We start from the raw sequence: 16,998 nt of genomic DNA on the forward strand, positions 1-16,998 counted from the left end.
GGAAGTTGATTTATGTGAGGTTGCGCCAATATCCGCTTTCAACAACAGGAATGCAACGGAGGACCCACGCCGTTGAATACCGGAAGCACTCATCTCCGAAACAGAGGTTTTATGCAAAAGTAGCCGGTCATAAAAAAGGTGTCGCCTTTCCGCGACACCTGTCAACTAAATTTCGAGCCTTGATTTCCGTACTTTTCCAGCAATTCTTCAAAGCTCATATTCTTTTCCCGCTGTTTTCTCTCAAACTCAAGTCTTGCTTGCCGTTCTTCCTCTTTTTTTCTTTCTTCTTCAAGCAATTCTTTTTTTGCAGCTTTCAATTTTTCCAGCATTTCCTGGTTCAGTTGTTCTTGAAGGGAAATTCCTTCATTGTTTTCAATTGTTTTTTGAGAAGATTGTTGCTTTTTCTTTTTTGCCATCATGTTCACCTGCTTTAGTCTTATCGTTGAACGATGGTTGCAACTCCCTGTCCTCCACCGATGCAAAGGGTGGCAAGCCCCAGCTTCGCGTCACGTCTTTTCATTTCATGAAGAAGCGTAACCAAAATGCGCGCTCCACTCGCACCGATTGGGTGTCCAAGGGCAATTGCCCCACCATTTACATTCAGTTTATCAGAATCAAAGTGAAGTTCGCGATCCACAGCTATTGATTGAGCTGCGAAAGCTTCATTTGCTTCAATTAATTCGATTTGATCAAGAGTCAAATCTGATTTTTTCAATGCCTTTCGAACCGCTTCAGCAGGCCCGATTCCCATAATTGCAGGATCCACCCCGACAGCGGCATTGGCGACAATGGATGCAAGAGGCGTGATTCCAAGCTCCTCCGCTTTCTTCTTTGACATCACAACAACTGCTGCCGCACCGTCGTTAATACCTGAGGCGTTCCCGGCAGTGACTGTTCCATCCTTTTTGAAAGCAGGACGCAACGCGGATAGTTTTTCCACGGTTGTGCCCGGGCGAACAAATTCATCCGTATCAAAAATGATTGGATCCCCTTTTCGTTGAGGGATTTCCACCGGCACAATTTCTTCTTTAAATTTACCTTCCACGATGGCTTTTGCCGCACGGGCTTGGGAACGTGCCGCGAACTCATCCTGTTCTTCCCGCGTAATATGATATTGGGAAGCCAAATTTTCCGCCGTGATTCCCATATGGTAATCATTGAAGGCGCACCATAGGCCGTCATGAATCATGCTATCCACCAAATTTTGATCACCCATTTTAAAACCGGAGCGGGCATTTTTCAAAAGGTATGGCGCTTGGCTCATATTTTCAAAACCGCCGGCCACCACAATATCCGCTTCCCCTACCGCAATCGCTTGTGCCGCGAGATGCACGGATTTCAAACCGGAACCACAGACTTTATTGATCGTCATGGCTGGCACCGTTTCCGGAAGCCCTGCCTGAATGGCTGCCTGACGTGCAGGATTTTGACCCAGTCCAGCTTGAAGTACATTTCCCATGATGACTTCATCCACTTGATTTGGTTCAATACCTGCCCGGTGTAAAGCTTCTTTAATGACAATCGAACCTAATGTCGGAGCTGGAATGTCTTTTAACGAACCTTGGAAGGAACCGATGGCTGTTCTGACTGCGCTTACAATAACAACTTCTTCTAACATGAACTTCTCCCCTTTATTCAGACTCCAATCGCACACGATTTTGCATAATCTGTTAATATAATTATATCAGTATAAAAATTGGAACAAAACCGTGCAATTTTATTCTACCAGATGATATGTGAAATTTTGTTCTTTTACTACAAAATTTTTGTTCATTTGCGATATTTTCGAACTTTCCGAAATATATTAGTGGTTATACATAATTTGATATCAAGCGAGGAGGTGCTTATATTGAAAAAGAAAAAGAAAAAAATATTCTGGTTTTCTACGATTATTACAACGATTGCAAGCGTGCTCACTACGATTTTTGGTTTTGCTTTAACCAATCGACTCATGTATATCCAGAAAAAAGATGATGCTTTTATATTAGACAGGGAACTAAAAGCGAATCGATTTGATGAAAAATGGTTCAACAGCATAAAAAAAGATGAATTTACCATCGACTCCCCTAACGGCTACCCAATCAAAGGGATTTTTCTGCAACCATGCCCGACAAAAAATACGGTCATCATATGCCACGGGGTTACCGAAAACAAAATCAATTCGATCAAATATGCGCGCATGTTTGAAAGGCTTGGGTTCAATTCCTTTGTATACGATCATCGAAGACATGGCGAATCCGGCGGAAAAACGACAAGTTATGGATATTATGAGAAGTTTGATTTAGCGGCCGTTGTCAAAACGGTTCGTTCCGTCATCGGGGAAGAAGCCATCCTGGGCATTCACGGGGAATCAATGGGCGCGGCGACAATGCTTTTATATGCGGGATCCATTGGAAATCATGTGGATTTTTATATCTCCGATTGCGCTTTTTCAGATTTTGAAGAACTTTTGCGGCATATCGTCAAAAATTCCACCCGCATCTCGCCAAACATTCCAATCCATTTGGCAGATTTATTCCTGCGTTTCCGTGATGGATACCGATTTAAAAATGTAGCCCCCAAAGATGTGGTACCGAATATTAAGAAGCCGGTGTTATTTATCCATAGCATTCCCGATTCGTTCATCCCTTGTCAAATGACGGAAGAAATGTACGAATTGAAAAAAGGTCCGAAAAGATTAAAATTGTTTGAACGCGGTCTTCATGCCCAATCTTTCAATGAAAATCCGGTGGAGTACGAGGAAACGGTAAGAAATTTTTTGCAAGAATATGTGATGAATGAAAGAGAGAACGGCTAAGACGATATGGTTAACCGATGATTCCTCAAATGGCGCCCTCGTAACAGCAAGAGGGCTTTTGATGTGTTAAGTCATTCTTGTGGAAAAGTTTCTTTCACTTTATGACCGATTTGGTAAAGGGAATGCTATAAAAAATGAAAAATACTCAACCTCTGCGTATCAAGAGATTGAGCTTTTTCAATTCAATGAGAGAATGTTATTTCATCCAATGTACGCATGTTATAAAAAGAGATATATTGCCAAAAACATGAATAAGCTGCCAACCATGACAAATACATGCCATATCGCGTGGTTATAAGGAATATTTTTATTTTGGTAAAAATACGTTCCAATTGTATAACTTAACCCGCCAGCTAATAACACCAACACACCTTTGATCGTCAAATATTCAATGACTGGTTGAAAAACAAAGATGACGAGCCATCCCATCCCGATGTAAACGAGTAGTGATGTTCTTTTAAAACGATGGACAAAAAATTGTTTTAAAATAATTCCAATAACAGCGAATCCCCATTCAATCCCTACAAGCGTCCACCCTGCTGTTCCTCCGATGGCAATTAATGCGACGGGGGTATACGTTCCCGCAATTAAAAGGAAAATGGAGCTGTGATCCATTTTTTTTAGAAAAACTTTATGTTTTGGAATTGAATGGTACAGTGTGGAAGCCAGGTAAAGGAGAAACATCGAGACTCCAAAAATAATGTAACTAATAAGCTCCACTTTCGTTCCTGTACTTTGTGCTTTTCCAATTAATAAAATCAATGCTGGAATGGTTAAAAGTGCACCTATTCCATGGGTTAATGCATTCCAAAACTCTTCTTTTTTACTATATGAACGATTCATTGCAACAGACTGTGTCATCATCCTCACCTCTGTTTTTATTATGTGAATATAACATTATTTCAAACAGGGGAAGATGTAATGAAAATTATGTGATAAATGTCATATCCAACCAATCGTGTTGAAGATTTTAAGAAATTGAAAAAGCTTGTGAATCTACCCAATATAATTTCACAAGCTTAAACTGTTGCTAAATATAAATAAAAAGGTTATCCTCCTTCAGAATAAATTCCGATGTAGGACAACCTTGTATGATTATTTTTGCTTATCTTGAATTTTATTTAATTGAGCCATCATTTGACGAACTTGCTTTTCAGATGGTTTTCGTCCCATTTGTGCCATCATCACACGAATCATTTGTTCATTGATTGGTGGGTTTTCTTTTAAGTATTTCATCATGGATTGACGTGCCAAGTAAAAACCTAAAGCTACACCAGCCACTAACGCAACAATAATTAACAATATTGCTAACCAAGTATCCAAAATACTTACCTCCTTCTCAACTTATACCGCGAAAAACTCTCCACGTTGGATTATACACTATTCATACTATGGATTCTAGCTTTTCCACAGTTTTTCAAATCGAATGCACTATACATACCTTTTGTATTGTAACCAAATTTCTTGATAAGATAAAGATATTTTTCCAAAATATATTATTCGAAATTTTCTCATTTTATTGCACAAAAAAATCCGAACGCATTTGAAACACTCTCTGTGAGAATTTCAAACACCGTTCGGATGCGGCAATTTCATTTAATCCGACTTATTTGGAATTTTCAGTAATCCATTGTTCAATATATGGATATCTCTCAGCCACTGCCCGTTTTCCGGTAATCACTGAAACATGTCCAGCATTCACAACGTGCAACGTTTTGTTTTTGCTGGATACTTTCTCATTTAATGGTTCAATCTGATGCGGTAAAACGATATTGTCTCGAGTGGCTACGATATTTAATAAATTCGCCTTAATATTTGACAACAATACCCGTTCCCCACGGATTTCTAATTCATTGTTAATCAATTTGTTTTCTTGGTAAAAATCGCGTATCCATTGGCGATATGCCTCACCAGGGAAAGGCACACCATCATTCAACCATTTTTGCATCAGTTTCCAATTGAGCACTTTTTCTTCATTTTGAATGTTTGAAGCGACATTGACATAAACACCTACAGTATTTGATAAAGGATTTAACAACTTATTGCCAAAGTCAATGAATTCAAATGGGACATTTCCAAAAGTTTCAACAATATTATCCAATTTGAAGTAACGTTTATCCAACCAATTGGTATAAAGTCCTGCATCTTGGAAATCGATTGGGCTTGTCAGCAAAATCAGATTCCGGATTGGCAGTTTATTTTGATAGAGGGCTGTGAAAATGGCCGTCATTGTACCGCCCATGCAATAACCAAACATCGTGATTTCTTTGGCGCCGGAATGTTTCAGCACCTTTTTGGCCGCCCGTGGAATATAATCGACAATATAATCTTCCAATTTCATATGGCGGTCTTCGTAACCGGCTGTACCCCAGTCCAAAAGATACACGTCATGACCGCGGTCCGTTAAATATTCGATTAAACTGTTTCCAGGATATAAATCCAAAATATAAGGTTTATTAATAAGTGCATAAATCATCAATATAGGGACTTTATTCGTTTTTTCTTTATTCGGCTGATAACGGTAAAGTTTCGCTTTATTTTTTGTCCAGATCACTTCTTTTGGTGTTTGACCCACTTGCGGATCCGGATCAGTGAACAATACTTCATTAAAACGTTTCAACTTTTCAAGCGTTTCATTTTTTGGCAAGCTATCATACCATTCTTTAATTGGTGTTGTATCAACAGTAACCACATAATCCCTCCCAACAATCTTTCCGACAAAGTGTTACATATATAGGCCGCCGTTTACCGCAATTGCCTGGCCTGTCACATAATCCGCCTGAACCAGGTATAATACCGCCTGAGCCACTTCGCTCGGTTCACCTAATCGTTTCATTGGAACTCTCGCAATGATGTTGTTCAACACTTCTACCGGCATGGCCGCCACCATTTCTGTTCCAATATATCCAGGGCACACTGCATTTACGGTGATTCCTTTCGATGCCGTTTCTAAAGCAAGGGATTTAGTGAAACCCAAAATACCGGCTTTCGTTGCTGCATAGTTTGTTTGCCCAAAGGCGCCAGCTTGGCCGACGATGGAACTGATGCTCACAATGCGTCCATAATTTTGATCCATCATATGCTTTATCACTGCTTTGGTTGCGTTAAAAACACCATTCAAGTTGACGTTGATGACAGCGTCCCATTCTTCTTTCGAAATTTTTCTAAATGTACGGTCTTTCGTAATCCCGGCATTGTTGATCAAAATATCAATTTTGCCGAATTTTTCAACCACTTCGGCAGCAAGTTTTTCCGTATCTTCGTAAACAGAGACATCCGCTTGCAATGCATGGAATTTTCCGCCTTCTTCTTCAATCGTTTTTGCCACGTCCTGAATATGCTTAGGGCTGTTGTTATATGTGCCTACAACCGTTGCACCATTTCTGGCCAGCACTTTTGCGATTTCCGCCCCGATCCCACGGGATGCGCCTGTAACAATCGCCACTTTTCCTTCCAATGGTTTTAACGCATTTACCTTTTCTACTTCAAATACTGTAGTCGTCATAAAACAGTCTCCCTTTCTCATCATATTTTTCTATTTTAATAAAAGTATTATTTTGAAACCGTTTTATTGGCGGTAGCGGCCACTGAAGCCTTCGATTCTTCAGCCAGCTCCAACGTTTTGGTCAATAGATCTATGACTTTATCCAATTTCTTTTCCAACGAAGAAACGGATTTTTTAAGGCTGTCAATTTCTTTTTGGATCTTCTCCCGTTGCAAATCATACTCATCTTCCAATTGGTCGATTTTGGAATCTACATTAATGATTAAAGAAGCCACATTCGCGATTTCGTCCCGGGTAGGAATGTTCGCTTGTTTCAAATAGCTTTCCGTCATTTTATTGACAAGTTCTTGATATTGAACATATTGGCTTTGAATTTGACCTAAACTTTCAGCAAAGGACTTCTTTTCGAGGGTTTCTTGAATCGTCTCTTGCCATACACTTTCCGTTTTGTTATAAATTTCTTTCCATAATGTAAACACATCAAAGGATGATTGGGTCAAGGATCATCATCTCCTCCACTAAAATTTCTTTGTTATAAAAACAACATATTTTAATATATTATTTATGTATTTTTTTCATTCTTATGAATATATTACAAAATTGTGAACTTTCCTGAAAAAATGTTGTTTAAATTTTCAAAAAACAATTGACAAAGTTTACATATAAGTGTAAATTACATATATAAGTAAATAGCAGAAGGCGGTGTAAAAATATTGGTATCGAAAGATGAAAAAAAGAAGCCGAAAAGTCCAAGTATTGGTGCGCCGAAAAACTTTTTGATTCCGATCATGTTATTGCACTTGAGAGAATTTAATACCCATGGTTATGAACTGATGGAGAAAATTACGAAATTTGGTATTGAATCATTGGATCATGGAAATTTCTATCGCCTGTTAAGACAACTGGAAAAAGATAATTTGGTTACTTCCGTTTGGGATACAAGTTCCGGGGGCCCTGCCAAACGCATTTATTCCATCACAGAAGCCGGAGAAAAATATTTGGATATGTGGGCCAATTCATTGAGTGAATATCAAAAGCTGTTAAATCAATTTTTCAATTTATATAACCCATTTTTTTCAACAGGCAGCACCTTTCAATCGCAGCAAAAAGTCGAAGCAACTCCTAAAGAAACGAAAAAAACATCCGCAGCAACAAACACAGCCTCAACCAAAGCAAAAGCCGCAGCATCCTCTTCAAAACCTAAAACCACTCGCACTCGCAAAACAAAAGCTCAACATTCCGGTACACCTGAGGAACAACCCCAATCTTGATATTCGGATGTATGCATTGCAAAATGCATTCATTATAAATTAAATTTCTCGTTACATTAAAGGAGGAAATCAAGTAATGGCAAAAGAGCAAATTGCAAAAGGTGTAGATTTAGTATGGGACAGCTGGGTTAATAGCTTAAAAACAATCGAAAAAGTACAAGAAGATTTCGAAAAAAGAGCTCTACAAGCATTTAATGTTCAAAAAGAGTTCATTGAGTCTTCTGTGAATGCCATCAATGCTATTGAAGAAGAAGCAAAAAAAGCTTCCAAAGAGTGGCAAGAAAGACTTGAAAACAGCTTAAAGGAATTGGGCAAAGAAGGTCAGTTTGATGAAGTGTCAAAATGGCTTGAAAGTGTCCAAGAAATTACAGATAAAGCTCAAAACCTTGCATGGAAACCAAACAATGCGCTATTAGATCTTTTCGCCAACGCTCAAAAACAAATTGAAATCACGCTTCAACAAGCCATTGAACAACAAAAGCAAGAACGCATCGAAACATTAGGTAAAATCGAAGAGATTGCGAACCAATTGAAAGAGACACATAAAAAACTGTTGGCAGTCGCTGATTAATTCTTCCTTGTTTGCACTTATATATATTTTATATAAGTAAACATATCCCCTTTCTTAAATAAGATCCCCTCAATTCCCTGAAAACCCTGTTGCACATTCGGTGACAACAGGGTTTTCAAATTTTCCTAATATGACGCATATTTCACCGGCTTTAACCAACCACATTCGTATTCCTCTTTATTAAACGCAAGAAATGAATCATTGATTTGGCTCAGGCACTGAAACAGATCCAAATCGAGCATGCGCGATCCTTCACATATCGCTTCAATATAATATTCAAAAACCTTGATTTTAATTCGCCCTTTTAATTTATGTTCAAATCCCAAATAACCGTCCATCCAACGCATTGCAGGAAAACATTTTTGAAGATGTTCATAAATTTTTCCCTCTACATTTCCTTCCATAGGCTCACAAATGTAACTTAATTGCTTTTTTGCAGAGGACTCTTGCTCGTCATCGATTTTTGCTACCATCTCTAGCAGCATTCTTTCCCTTCCAAAGACAAATGACTGGTATTGTTTTTTTATGTTAAAGATTGAATAGATTCTCATCCGCTTGTCCTCCTTTCTGACTTCATTATAATTTAAAGATTTCGAATATTTTGTCAAAACTTGTCCCAATAATAGATTTTTTTTTGTCAAAATTCGATGAAAACACTACCTATTCAACAATAAAAAACTTTTATAAATCTCATTTTTGTAAAGGTTGATTTTAAAAATGTATACCCATTTCTTTCCCATATAAACCACACTTAGTCACTCGGTCTCAAGACTTAGGGGAAAATACAATTCAAGGTCGTTTTGAGAAAACAAGTTGAATTGTAACATGAAAGTACAATGATGAAAGGAGAATGAATATGAAAAAATTGCTTCTACTGCTTCTCGCAATCGTTTTAGTTTGCGTCGTACTCGCCACTTTAGGGCCACTGATGGGACTTGCTTTTTCCCTGGCATTCATCTTTCTTGGAATGCATTATTACGTCAAAAGCCGGTCTGTTGTCAGCAAGGTGCTTTGGATCCTCATCGGCTTGATCGGAATTATGATGGCCGTATCCAATATCCCGGCACTTTTGGGGCTTGTGTCAATCATCCTCTTATATGTTTTGTATAAACAATGGAAAAATGAAGAGGTATCGATTGCAATGAATGAAGAAGATCCATTCACAAACTTTGAAAATGAATGGTCAAAAATACAAAAAAAGGAGAGATTTTAATGAATTTATTCAAACGATTCCGGTATACGTTGGAAGCGGATTTGCACGCGCTATTTGATAAAAAAGAAGAGAAAAATCCGGTGGCGATGCTGAACCAGTATATTCGCGAAGCCGAAAAAATGACGGAGCAAACTGGCAAATTGTTAGAAAGACAAAGACGGTTAAAAGAAGAATTGGAGCAAAAATTAAAAGAGACAGGGAACATGCTGGAGAAAAGAACCAACCAATTGGAGTTGGCGAAAGCAAGCGGAGAAGAGGATTTGATTCTCTTTGCAACCCAGGAAGTGGAGAGCTATAAAAGACGCCAATTGACTTTGCTCGAAAGTTTGGATCAAGCAAACAAAGAATATATTCAATTGGAACAAAAATTTGAAATGATGAAACATAAAATTGAAGATATGAAAGTTCGACAATTGCAATTAATGGGGAAAGAAAATGTCGTCCGAGCCAATGTGAAAATGAACCGCGTATTCGATTCAAACGACATGGATTTCCAAAACCTCTCATCTTATATCGACCAATTATCCAATAAGATTGAGAAGAACTATGAATATTCCCAATTGGAAACCCGCTTGGCACTGCTCGAACAAAAACAGGCAAACACGTCCTCGAAGGAAACGGTCGAACCGTGATATAATGAAGAAAACGAGAAGAAGGGAATCTTCCCTTCTTTATTATTATGAACTTTCGCTTATCTTGAGGGAGGGGCCACTTTGAACCGTTTCACAACGAAACAGCTGATAACCGTATTTTTGATCATGTTGCTGATTGTTTTTGTAGAGCTCACAGTTTTCAATAACGGTGGCGCCTTCTTTCTCTTGTTGGGGGCATTTTTTCTTTATCGAAGTTTTGCCAAAGGAAAAAAAATCTATTTTTGGATAGGCGCCTCTTTTATTTTAGTTGCCATTATAACCATTTGGAGTCTGCGATTTTTCGTCGTCTGTGTATTAATTTATATTTTGTATAAACAGGCAACAAATCATCAAAAAGAAGTCAAAGTGGAAGCCCGGCATTTTGAATTGGGTACCGTTCAAAAAAATGACTTGGTTCTCCCCTCTTCCATGCCAATGGAACATTATAAATGGCAAGATATTCAGATTCAAAACTTCCTTGGGGATTACACCATCGATGTGACAGAAACCATTTTGCCAGCCGGCACTTCTGTCATCACCATTCGCCAGGGAATTGGGAAAGTAACGATCATTTTGCCTTATGAAGTGCCATTCAAACTTCAATATTCAACTCTGATTGGAGAAGCGAAACTATTGCATCATCCTCCGAAACGGTTATGGAATGAAAGGATTACTTTTGAAGATGGCGATGTGACAAACGCCAAAAGAAAACTTGTGATTCATATAGTCACATGGCTTGGGGATGTGGAGGTGATTCGGAAATGATATCACTTCTATTCCGCACCCTTATGATCTCTATCATTTTAATAAGCATGTTTTTTGGTGTTTTCTATTTATTATATGATGTTCCGAATGCTGCAGCGTGGAGCCCTTTATGGGAAAACACTTATAATGGCATGCCGCTTGGTGTCATCATTGTTTGTGGCGTGTTCTTCATCAGTTTTGTTATTAGTTTATGGTGGATGATTTCGGTAAAATCGAAAGAATTCATTACGCTGAAATATGTAAAGCAATTGGCTGAACCGGATTTCACATTAAAGCGCAACGTTTCTTATCCTTTGAGAAAAGCGTTAAAAGAAACAAATGAATTGATTGAAACTCAAAGAAAGAGCCTGCAACGCCTATCCAATGAAAAAGCGGAAGCAAGCGACAAAATCATCCAGGAACGGATCGTGGCGGAAAGACAAAGACTTGCAAGGGAACTTCACGATTCCGTTTCCCAGCAGCTATTTGCGGCATCCATGTTATTGTCATCGATTACGGAAATGGATACCCCTCCAGAAAACGCAAAACAAATATTGGTGCAAATTGAGAAATTGGTGCAGCAGGCCCAACTGGAAATGCGCGCATTGCTATTGCATCTCCGTCCAATTGCATTAAATAATAATACCTTGGCGCAAGGGTTGAAAGATTTAATTTTCGAACTGAAACAAAAGGTCAATTTTGACATCGAATATGAAATCGAGGAAATCAAGTTGTCGAAAGCGGAGGAAGATCATTTATTCCGCATCGCCCAAGAAGCGTTATCCAATACATTGCGCCATGCCAAAGCGACGGAAGTGGAGATGCTGTTAATTGAAAGAGACAACCTGGCCATTTTGAGAATCCAAGATAATGGCCGCGGATTTGATATGAATGAAGAAACCAACTCCACTTCATACGGTTTGAAAAACATTGCCGAAAGAGCCGTGGAAATCGGAGCGAAATATAAAGTTGTTTCCGTTCCCGGAGAAGGAACCATTGTTGAGGTGAAAGTGCCTTTGAATAAAGAAGAGAAAGAGTCGGAGGAAGGCGAATTGTCCGAAAAGGAAACGGGAGGTGCAATCGATGATTAGGGTGTTCATTGCCGATGACCACGAGATGGTCCGTATCGGTGTTTCCACTTATCTTTCCGCTCAACCGGATATGACCGTTGTGGGAGAAGCGGAAAATGGAAAAGAAGCAGTGGAAAAGGTTCTCCAGTTGAAGCCGAATATTGATATTATTTTGATGGATAACGTCATGCCTGTCATGAACGGAGCCGAGGCGACGCAGGAAATTTTGAAAGTGTGGCCGGAAGCGAAAATCATGATGGTGACCAGTTTCCTGGACGATGATAAAGTCTACCCCGCATTGGAAGCCGGCGCCATCAGCTACATTTTAAAAACGTCCAATGCAAAGCAAATTGCGGATGCCATCCGGAAAACCGTCCAAGGGGAATCGGTGTTAGAACCTGAAGTCACTTCAAAAATGATTCATCGGATGCGGAATACGGGCAGCCGCCCTCTTCATGAGCAACTGACCGAACGGGAAATGGAAGTGTTGCTGCTCATAGCCAAAGGAAAATCCAATCAGGAAATTGCCGATGAATTGTTTATCGCGCTAAAAACGGTAAAAACCCATGTGAGCAACATCCTCGCCAAGTTGGAAGTGCAAGATCGGACCCAAGCAGTGGTTTATGCTTTTCAAAACGGATTGGTGAAGTGATAGATTGCCTCCATTCCATGATGAAAATGGTCCATGGGAGACGATCTATAGCAAGGAAAATTTTCAGCTGTACCTTTTCATTGCAATCAGTTATCACACATTATGTATGTGGTCAAACTGCCCTTCTGTGACCAGCACAAAAGGGCAGTTTTTTATTCTTCCCATTTTTTCGCCTGAATGACAAAGGATTTATTTTCCGTGCTCTCCAACGAAAAGGAATTGCTGATTCCATCCGTTGCGTCTATCACAATACGCAAATGCTGCCAGTAAGGGAGATTCGCCCGATGCATGTAATATGGGAAATAAGGTTACTCATTTTCGCATCCGCCCTCCAACGACAAACAAAAAAATAAGCTACCCCTTACAAATGTACAAAAAGGGCAGCTTATTATAATTTTATTCCGCTAATTTCTTTGCTTGGATGATAAAGGATTTATTTTCGGTGCTTTCCAGGGAAAAGGAATTGCCGATTCCATCGGCCACATCGATCACCATCTGCAGATGTTGCCAGTACGGGAGATTGGAACGATGCATGTAATAAGGCACCCCTTCCATAACCTCTCCAATCTGTTCATCCTGGCTGCTTAGATAGAAGTCCTCTTTTTTCATACAGATGGGGGAAGTTCCATCACAGCAACCTTCCGAATGAACAAATATGAGCTCTCCGTGTTTTGCTTTAAGATGCTGTATCATGTCCATGGCAACTTTTGTGGCAATGACTTTTCGCATTAGAAGAAGCCCATTGATCCTTTATTGTAACCGACTAAAATACATTTTGTTTGTTGGTAATGGCTAAGCATCATAAGATGGTTTTCACGGCCAATACCGGATTGTTTGTAACCACCGAATGCGGCATGGGCTGGGTATTGGTGATAAGTGTTCGTCCAAACGCGGCCTGCTTGAACGGCGCGGCCTGCTTTATAAGCCGTTTCAATGTTGCGGGACCATACACCGGCACCCAAACCATATAATGTATCGTTGGCGATTGAAATCGCTTCATCAAAGTCTTTGAATGTAGTGACAGAAAGAACCGGTCCAAAGATTTCTTCCTGGAAGATACGCATTTTGTTGTGGCCTTTGAATACCGTAGGCGCTACGTAATAACCGCCTTCCAATTCACCTTCCAATTTGTTTTGGTATCCACCGATGAGGCATTCCGCACCTTCTTGTTTACCAATTTCAATGTAAGAAAGGATTTTATCCAATTGTTGTTTGGAAGCTTGGGCACCCATCATGGTTTCAGTATCTAACGGGTTGCCAATTTTGATTGCTTTAATGCGTTCCATCACTTTTTCCATGAATTTGTCATAGATGGATTCTTGTACTAATGCACGGGATGGACATGTACAAATTTCTCCGGAGTTTAACGCAAATAATACAAAACCTTCAATGGCTTTATCTAAAAATTCATCATCTTGATCCATGATATCTTCAAAGAAAATATTAGGTGATTTTCCGCCAAGCTCTAATGTTACAGGTATGATGTTTTCTGTAGCATATTGCATGATGGAACGGCCAACTGCTGTTGAACCGGTGAACGCGATTTTTGAAATGCGCGGGTTTGTTGCAAGAGGTTTGCCCACTTCGATACCCGTACCTTGAACAATATTCAACACGCCTTTTGGCAATAAATCTTGAATCAATTCAAGCAATACACAAATGGAAGCAGGTGTTTGTTCAGCCGGTTTCAACACGATACAGTTACCTGCAGCCAAAGCCGGAGCGATTTTCCAAGCGGCCATCAGAAGCGGGAAGTTCCAAGGGATGATTTGTCCAACAACACCCAAAGGTTCATGGAAGTGGTATGCGACTGTATCTTCATTGATTTCACTGATTCCGCCTTCTTGAGCGCGAATGGCTCCTGCAAAGTAACGGAAATGATCAACCACGAGAGGGATATCCGCATTCAACGTTTCACGAACCGCTTTCCCATTGTCCCAAGTTTCTGCAACGGCGATCATTTCGAGGTTTTCTTCAATGCGATCCGCGATTTTATTTAAAATTTGTGCACGGTAAGCGACAGACGTTTTTCCCCAAGCGTCTTTTGCAGCATGCGCCGCATCAAGCGCCAACTCGATATCCTCTGCCGATGAACGTGGAACGGTTGTAAACACTTTTCCTGTCACCGGAGAAATGACTTCTAAATATTGACCTTTTACTGGAGGAACCCATTCGCCGCCAATAAAGTTTTGATATTGATCTTTAAAATGTACTAGAGCACCTTGTGTGTTCGGATTTGCATAAATCATGCGTTTCCCTCCAAAATTTATAGATTATAAGCCGTTGCAACTAGTCCGTCACAAAACTTATGAACCTATCATGCTCCTTTTTTTGAGAAAATGCAAACGTTTACGCTTATAAAAAATTTTATTAATATATTTTAAAAATCTGATAAAAATTTAATTTTACGCATAATATATTTAAGCGGAAATATATTAAAATAATAATTATTTAAAATAATTTTAAAATAATAGCTATTCAATATTGCTTGTTCAATAAAAAAAGCATCCCCTCAATGGAGATGCTCTTTATATTTTTATAAGGATTTTACTTTATTCACGATATTTTCAACAGTGAATCCGTATTTTTCCATCACAACTTCCCCAGGAGCGCTCGCACCGAACTTGTCGATGGCAAGCACGTCTCCATCAGTGCCGACGTACTTGTGCCAACCCAATGAAGAAGCCATTTCAATCGCCAAGCGTTTTGTCACGGCTTTAGGCAATACGGACTCTTTATATTCATCGGATTGTTTATCAAAACGGTCGATGGAAGGCATGGATACAACCGATGCATCGATTCCTTCTTCACGCAACTTTTCTTGGGCCTTAACAGCCAAAGAAACTTCGGAACCAGTGGCAATTAAGATTGCATCCGGTGTTTCTTTCGTTGCCGGTGATACGACATAACCACCTTTTGCAACGCCATCTTTCGCCAATGTTGCCGTATTCTCAAGCACAGGCAAGTTTTGGCGGGACAATACTAGGACTGTTGGTTGGTCTTTTGATTGAATCGCCAGTTTCCATGCTTCACGGGATTCGTTGGCATCCGCCGGGCGAATCACTGAAACATTCGGCATTGCACGGAATGAAGCCAAATGTTCAATCGGCTCATGGGTTGGGCCATCTTCACCAACAGCGATGGAATCATGAGTGAACACATAAGTGACCGGCAATCCCATTAATGCGGACAAACGGACAGCTGGACGAACATAGTCGGAAAATACAAAGAATGTACCTCCAAATACGCGTAATCCGCCGTGTAATGCCATTCCGTTTAATGCAGCGCCCATTGCAAACTCCCGAACACCAAACCAAATATTGCGCCCTTCCGGCGATTGTGCTGAGAAGTCGCCGCCGCCTTTGATTGTTGTTTTGTTGGAACCTGCCAAATCGGCGCTTCCACCGAAGAAGTATGGGATTTTTTTCGCTAAAGCATTGATCGCTTCACCGGAAGAAGAGCGGGTCGCAATGGATTTGCCAACTTCATAAACAGGAAGCTCTGCATCAAAGTCTTCAGGAAGTTCACTATTCATTGCTTGAATGAACTGTTTTGCAAGTTCCGGATACTCATTTTGATATTTTTCAAATGTTGCATTCCATTCAGCCTCAGCTTGTACTCCAATTGCTTCTATGGCCGTTTTGAATGTTTCGTAAACTTCTTCCGGAATATCAAATGGCTCATGGTTCCAGCCGTAAAATTCCTTCGTCAATTTAAGTTCGTCCGCTCCTAATGGCGCACCGTGGACGTCGGATTTGCCTGATTTATTTGGTGAACCGTAGCCAATGATTGTTTTAACTTCAATTAATGTAGGTTTCCCTTTGGATTGTTTCGCTTTTGCAATGGCTTCATTGATGGCATCCACATCTGTGCCATCTTCCACACGCAAGTAATTCCAGCCGCACGCTTCAAAACGTTTTTGAATATTTTCAGAAAACGCTTTTGAAAGGTCGCCGTCCAATGAAATGTCATTGGAATCGTAAAGGACGATCAATTTTTCAAGTTGCAGATGTCCGGCCAATGAAATCGCTTCGCCAGCGACACCTTCCATTAAATCTCCGTCACCACAAAGGGCATAGGTATAATGGTCGACTATATCGTACCCCGGTTTGTTGTACATCGCTGCGAGATGGCGCTCAGCCATTGCCATACCTACTGCCATCGCAATGCCTTGTCCAAGGGGACCAGTCGTAGCTTCCACTCCTACAGTATGGCCGTATTCAGGATGCCCTGGCGTTTTTGAACCCCATTGGCGGAAGTTTTTAATTTCTTCCATGTCCAAGCCATATCCGCTTAAATGAAGCAAGCTGTATAACAACATGGATCCATGACCTGCGGAAAGAATGAAACGGTCGCGGTTGAACCAATTCGGATTTTTCGGATTATGGCGCATTTGTTTCGTCCACAATGTATAAGCCATTGGAGCCGCACCCATTGGAAGTCCTGGATGCCCTGAGTTCGCTTTTTCAATCGCGTCAATGGATAAAGTTCGGATTGCATTAATTGCTAATAAATCCGCTGTAGTTGTCATTTTTTGACATCC

20 protein-coding genes are annotated in these 16,998 nt (G+C 40.1%); 8 read left to right on the top strand and 12 right to left on the bottom strand.

Annotated features, from left to right (window positions below; translation table 11 throughout):
* Positions 1–161: 161 nt before the first annotated feature.
* Positions 162–416: a DUF3886 domain-containing protein gene (locus tag ACFPOH_RS04900; protein WP_342469735.1), complete on the bottom strand. Its 255-nt coding sequence runs from the start codon at positions 414–416 to the stop codon at positions 162–164.
* A 20-nt stretch (positions 417–436) separates the two neighbouring features.
* Entirely contained in the window at positions 437–1,618 is a 1,182-nt protein-coding gene (locus ACFPOH_RS04905) for an acetyl-CoA C-acetyltransferase (RefSeq protein WP_342469736.1), read from the bottom strand.
* A gap of 231 nt (positions 1,619–1,849) precedes the next feature.
* Between ACFPOH_RS04905 and ACFPOH_RS04910 the strand changes: the two genes are divergently transcribed.
* Entirely contained in the window at positions 1,850–2,797 is a 948-nt protein-coding gene (locus ACFPOH_RS04910) for an alpha/beta hydrolase (RefSeq protein WP_342469737.1), read from the top strand.
* Between the two features lie 219 nt (positions 2,798–3,016).
* Here ACFPOH_RS04910 and trhA read toward each other — a convergent pair whose 3' ends face one another.
* The 5 genes from trhA to ACFPOH_RS04935 all read right to left on the bottom strand — a co-directional run bounded on the left by trhA (position 3,017) and on the right by ACFPOH_RS04935 (position 6,802).
* Entirely contained in the window at positions 3,017–3,658 is a 642-nt protein-coding gene (gene trhA / locus ACFPOH_RS04915) for a PAQR family membrane homeostasis protein TrhA (protein WP_342581227.1), read from the bottom strand.
* A 234-nt stretch (positions 3,659–3,892) separates the two neighbouring features.
* Complete coding sequence (locus ACFPOH_RS04920) at positions 3,893–4,120, bottom strand: YneF family protein (protein WP_342581226.1); 228 nt, start codon at positions 4,118–4,120, stop codon at positions 3,893–3,895.
* Positions 4,121–4,403: 283 nt separating this feature from the next.
* Positions 4,404–5,489 (bottom strand): class III poly(R)-hydroxyalkanoic acid synthase subunit PhaC, encoded by a 1,086-nt coding sequence (gene phaC / locus ACFPOH_RS04925; protein ID WP_342469739.1) that lies wholly within the window; start codon positions 5,487–5,489, stop codon positions 4,404–4,406.
* Between the two features lie 33 nt (positions 5,490–5,522).
* Positions 5,523–6,302 (bottom strand): 3-oxoacyl-ACP reductase family protein, encoded by a 780-nt coding sequence (locus ACFPOH_RS04930; RefSeq protein WP_390308957.1) that lies wholly within the window; start codon positions 6,300–6,302, stop codon positions 5,523–5,525.
* Between the two features lie 47 nt (positions 6,303–6,349).
* Positions 6,350–6,802 (bottom strand): polyhydroxyalkanoate biosynthesis repressor PhaR, encoded by a 453-nt coding sequence (locus ACFPOH_RS04935; RefSeq protein WP_342469741.1) that lies wholly within the window; start codon positions 6,800–6,802, stop codon positions 6,350–6,352.
* Between the two features lie 213 nt (positions 6,803–7,015).
* Between ACFPOH_RS04935 and phaQ the strand changes: the two genes are divergently transcribed.
* Positions 7,016–7,573 carry a poly-beta-hydroxybutyrate-responsive repressor gene (phaQ, locus tag ACFPOH_RS04940; protein ID WP_390308958.1) on the top strand — a complete coding sequence of 186 codons (558 nt, stop codon included), beginning with the start codon at positions 7,016–7,018 and terminating at the stop codon, positions 7,571–7,573.
* 76 nt (positions 7,574–7,649) lie between these two features.
* Entirely contained in the window at positions 7,650–8,144 is a 495-nt protein-coding gene (locus ACFPOH_RS04945) for a PhaP protein (RefSeq protein WP_342469743.1), read from the top strand.
* Positions 8,145–8,269: 125 nt separating this feature from the next.
* On the opposite strand, the gene sirA is transcribed toward ACFPOH_RS04945, so the two are convergent.
* Complete coding sequence (gene sirA / locus ACFPOH_RS04950) at positions 8,270–8,695, bottom strand: sporulation inhibitor of replication protein SirA (protein WP_342469744.1); 426 nt, start codon at positions 8,693–8,695, stop codon at positions 8,270–8,272.
* Between the two features lie 305 nt (positions 8,696–9,000).
* Between sirA and ACFPOH_RS04955 the strand changes: the two genes are divergently transcribed.
* From ACFPOH_RS04955 to ACFPOH_RS04975, 5 genes are all read left to right on the top strand, one after another.
* Positions 9,001–9,357, top strand: a complete 357-nt coding sequence (locus ACFPOH_RS04955; protein WP_342469745.1) for a lmo0954 family membrane protein — start codon at positions 9,001–9,003, stop codon at positions 9,355–9,357.
* On the top strand, positions 9,357–9,989 hold the full coding sequence (locus ACFPOH_RS04960; RefSeq protein WP_342469746.1) for a PspA/IM30 family protein: 633 nt from the start codon (positions 9,357–9,359) through the stop codon (positions 9,987–9,989). Before ACFPOH_RS04955 ends, ACFPOH_RS04960 begins: the two co-directional genes overlap by 1 nt.
* 81 nt (positions 9,990–10,070) lie before the next feature.
* Positions 10,071–10,754, top strand: coding sequence for a cell wall-active antibiotics response protein LiaF (gene liaF / locus ACFPOH_RS04965; RefSeq protein WP_390308960.1), 684 nt, complete (start codon positions 10,071–10,073; stop codon positions 10,752–10,754).
* A complete protein-coding gene (locus ACFPOH_RS04970) occupies positions 10,751–11,824 on the top strand; it encodes a sensor histidine kinase (protein ID WP_390308962.1) in 1,074 nt (357 codons plus the stop codon). Before liaF ends, ACFPOH_RS04970 begins: the two co-directional genes overlap by 4 nt.
* Positions 11,817–12,455, top strand: coding sequence for a response regulator transcription factor (locus tag ACFPOH_RS04975; protein ID WP_342581222.1), 639 nt, complete (start codon positions 11,817–11,819; stop codon positions 12,453–12,455). Before ACFPOH_RS04970 ends, ACFPOH_RS04975 begins: the two co-directional genes overlap by 8 nt.
* 152 nt (positions 12,456–12,607) lie before the next feature.
* On the opposite strand, the gene ACFPOH_RS04980 is transcribed toward ACFPOH_RS04975, so the two are convergent.
* The 4 genes from ACFPOH_RS04980 to tkt all read right to left on the bottom strand — a co-directional run bounded on the left by ACFPOH_RS04980 (position 12,608) and on the right by tkt (position 16,986).
* Positions 12,608–12,745, bottom strand: coding sequence for a DUF779 domain-containing protein (locus tag ACFPOH_RS04980; protein WP_390308963.1), 138 nt, complete (start codon positions 12,743–12,745; stop codon positions 12,608–12,610).
* 106 nt (positions 12,746–12,851) lie between these two features.
* Entirely contained in the window at positions 12,852–13,184 is a 333-nt protein-coding gene (locus tag ACFPOH_RS04985; RefSeq protein WP_342469750.1) for a DUF779 domain-containing protein, read from the bottom strand.
* Positions 13,184–14,704, bottom strand: a complete 1,521-nt coding sequence (gene exaC / locus ACFPOH_RS04990; protein WP_342469751.1) for an acetaldehyde dehydrogenase ExaC — start codon at positions 14,702–14,704, stop codon at positions 13,184–13,186. The genes ACFPOH_RS04985 and exaC overlap by 1 nt, the downstream gene beginning before the upstream one ends.
* 287 nt (positions 14,705–14,991) lie before the next feature.
* Positions 14,992–16,986, bottom strand: a complete 1,995-nt coding sequence (tkt, locus tag ACFPOH_RS04995; RefSeq protein WP_390308965.1) for a transketolase — start codon at positions 16,984–16,986, stop codon at positions 14,992–14,994.
* Positions 16,987–16,998: the final 12 nt, after the last annotated feature.

The sequence above is a fragment of the Ureibacillus suwonensis genome (genome assembly GCF_042655065.1).
Lineage (GTDB): Bacteria > Bacillota > Bacilli > Bacillales_A > Planococcaceae > Ureibacillus > Ureibacillus suwonensis.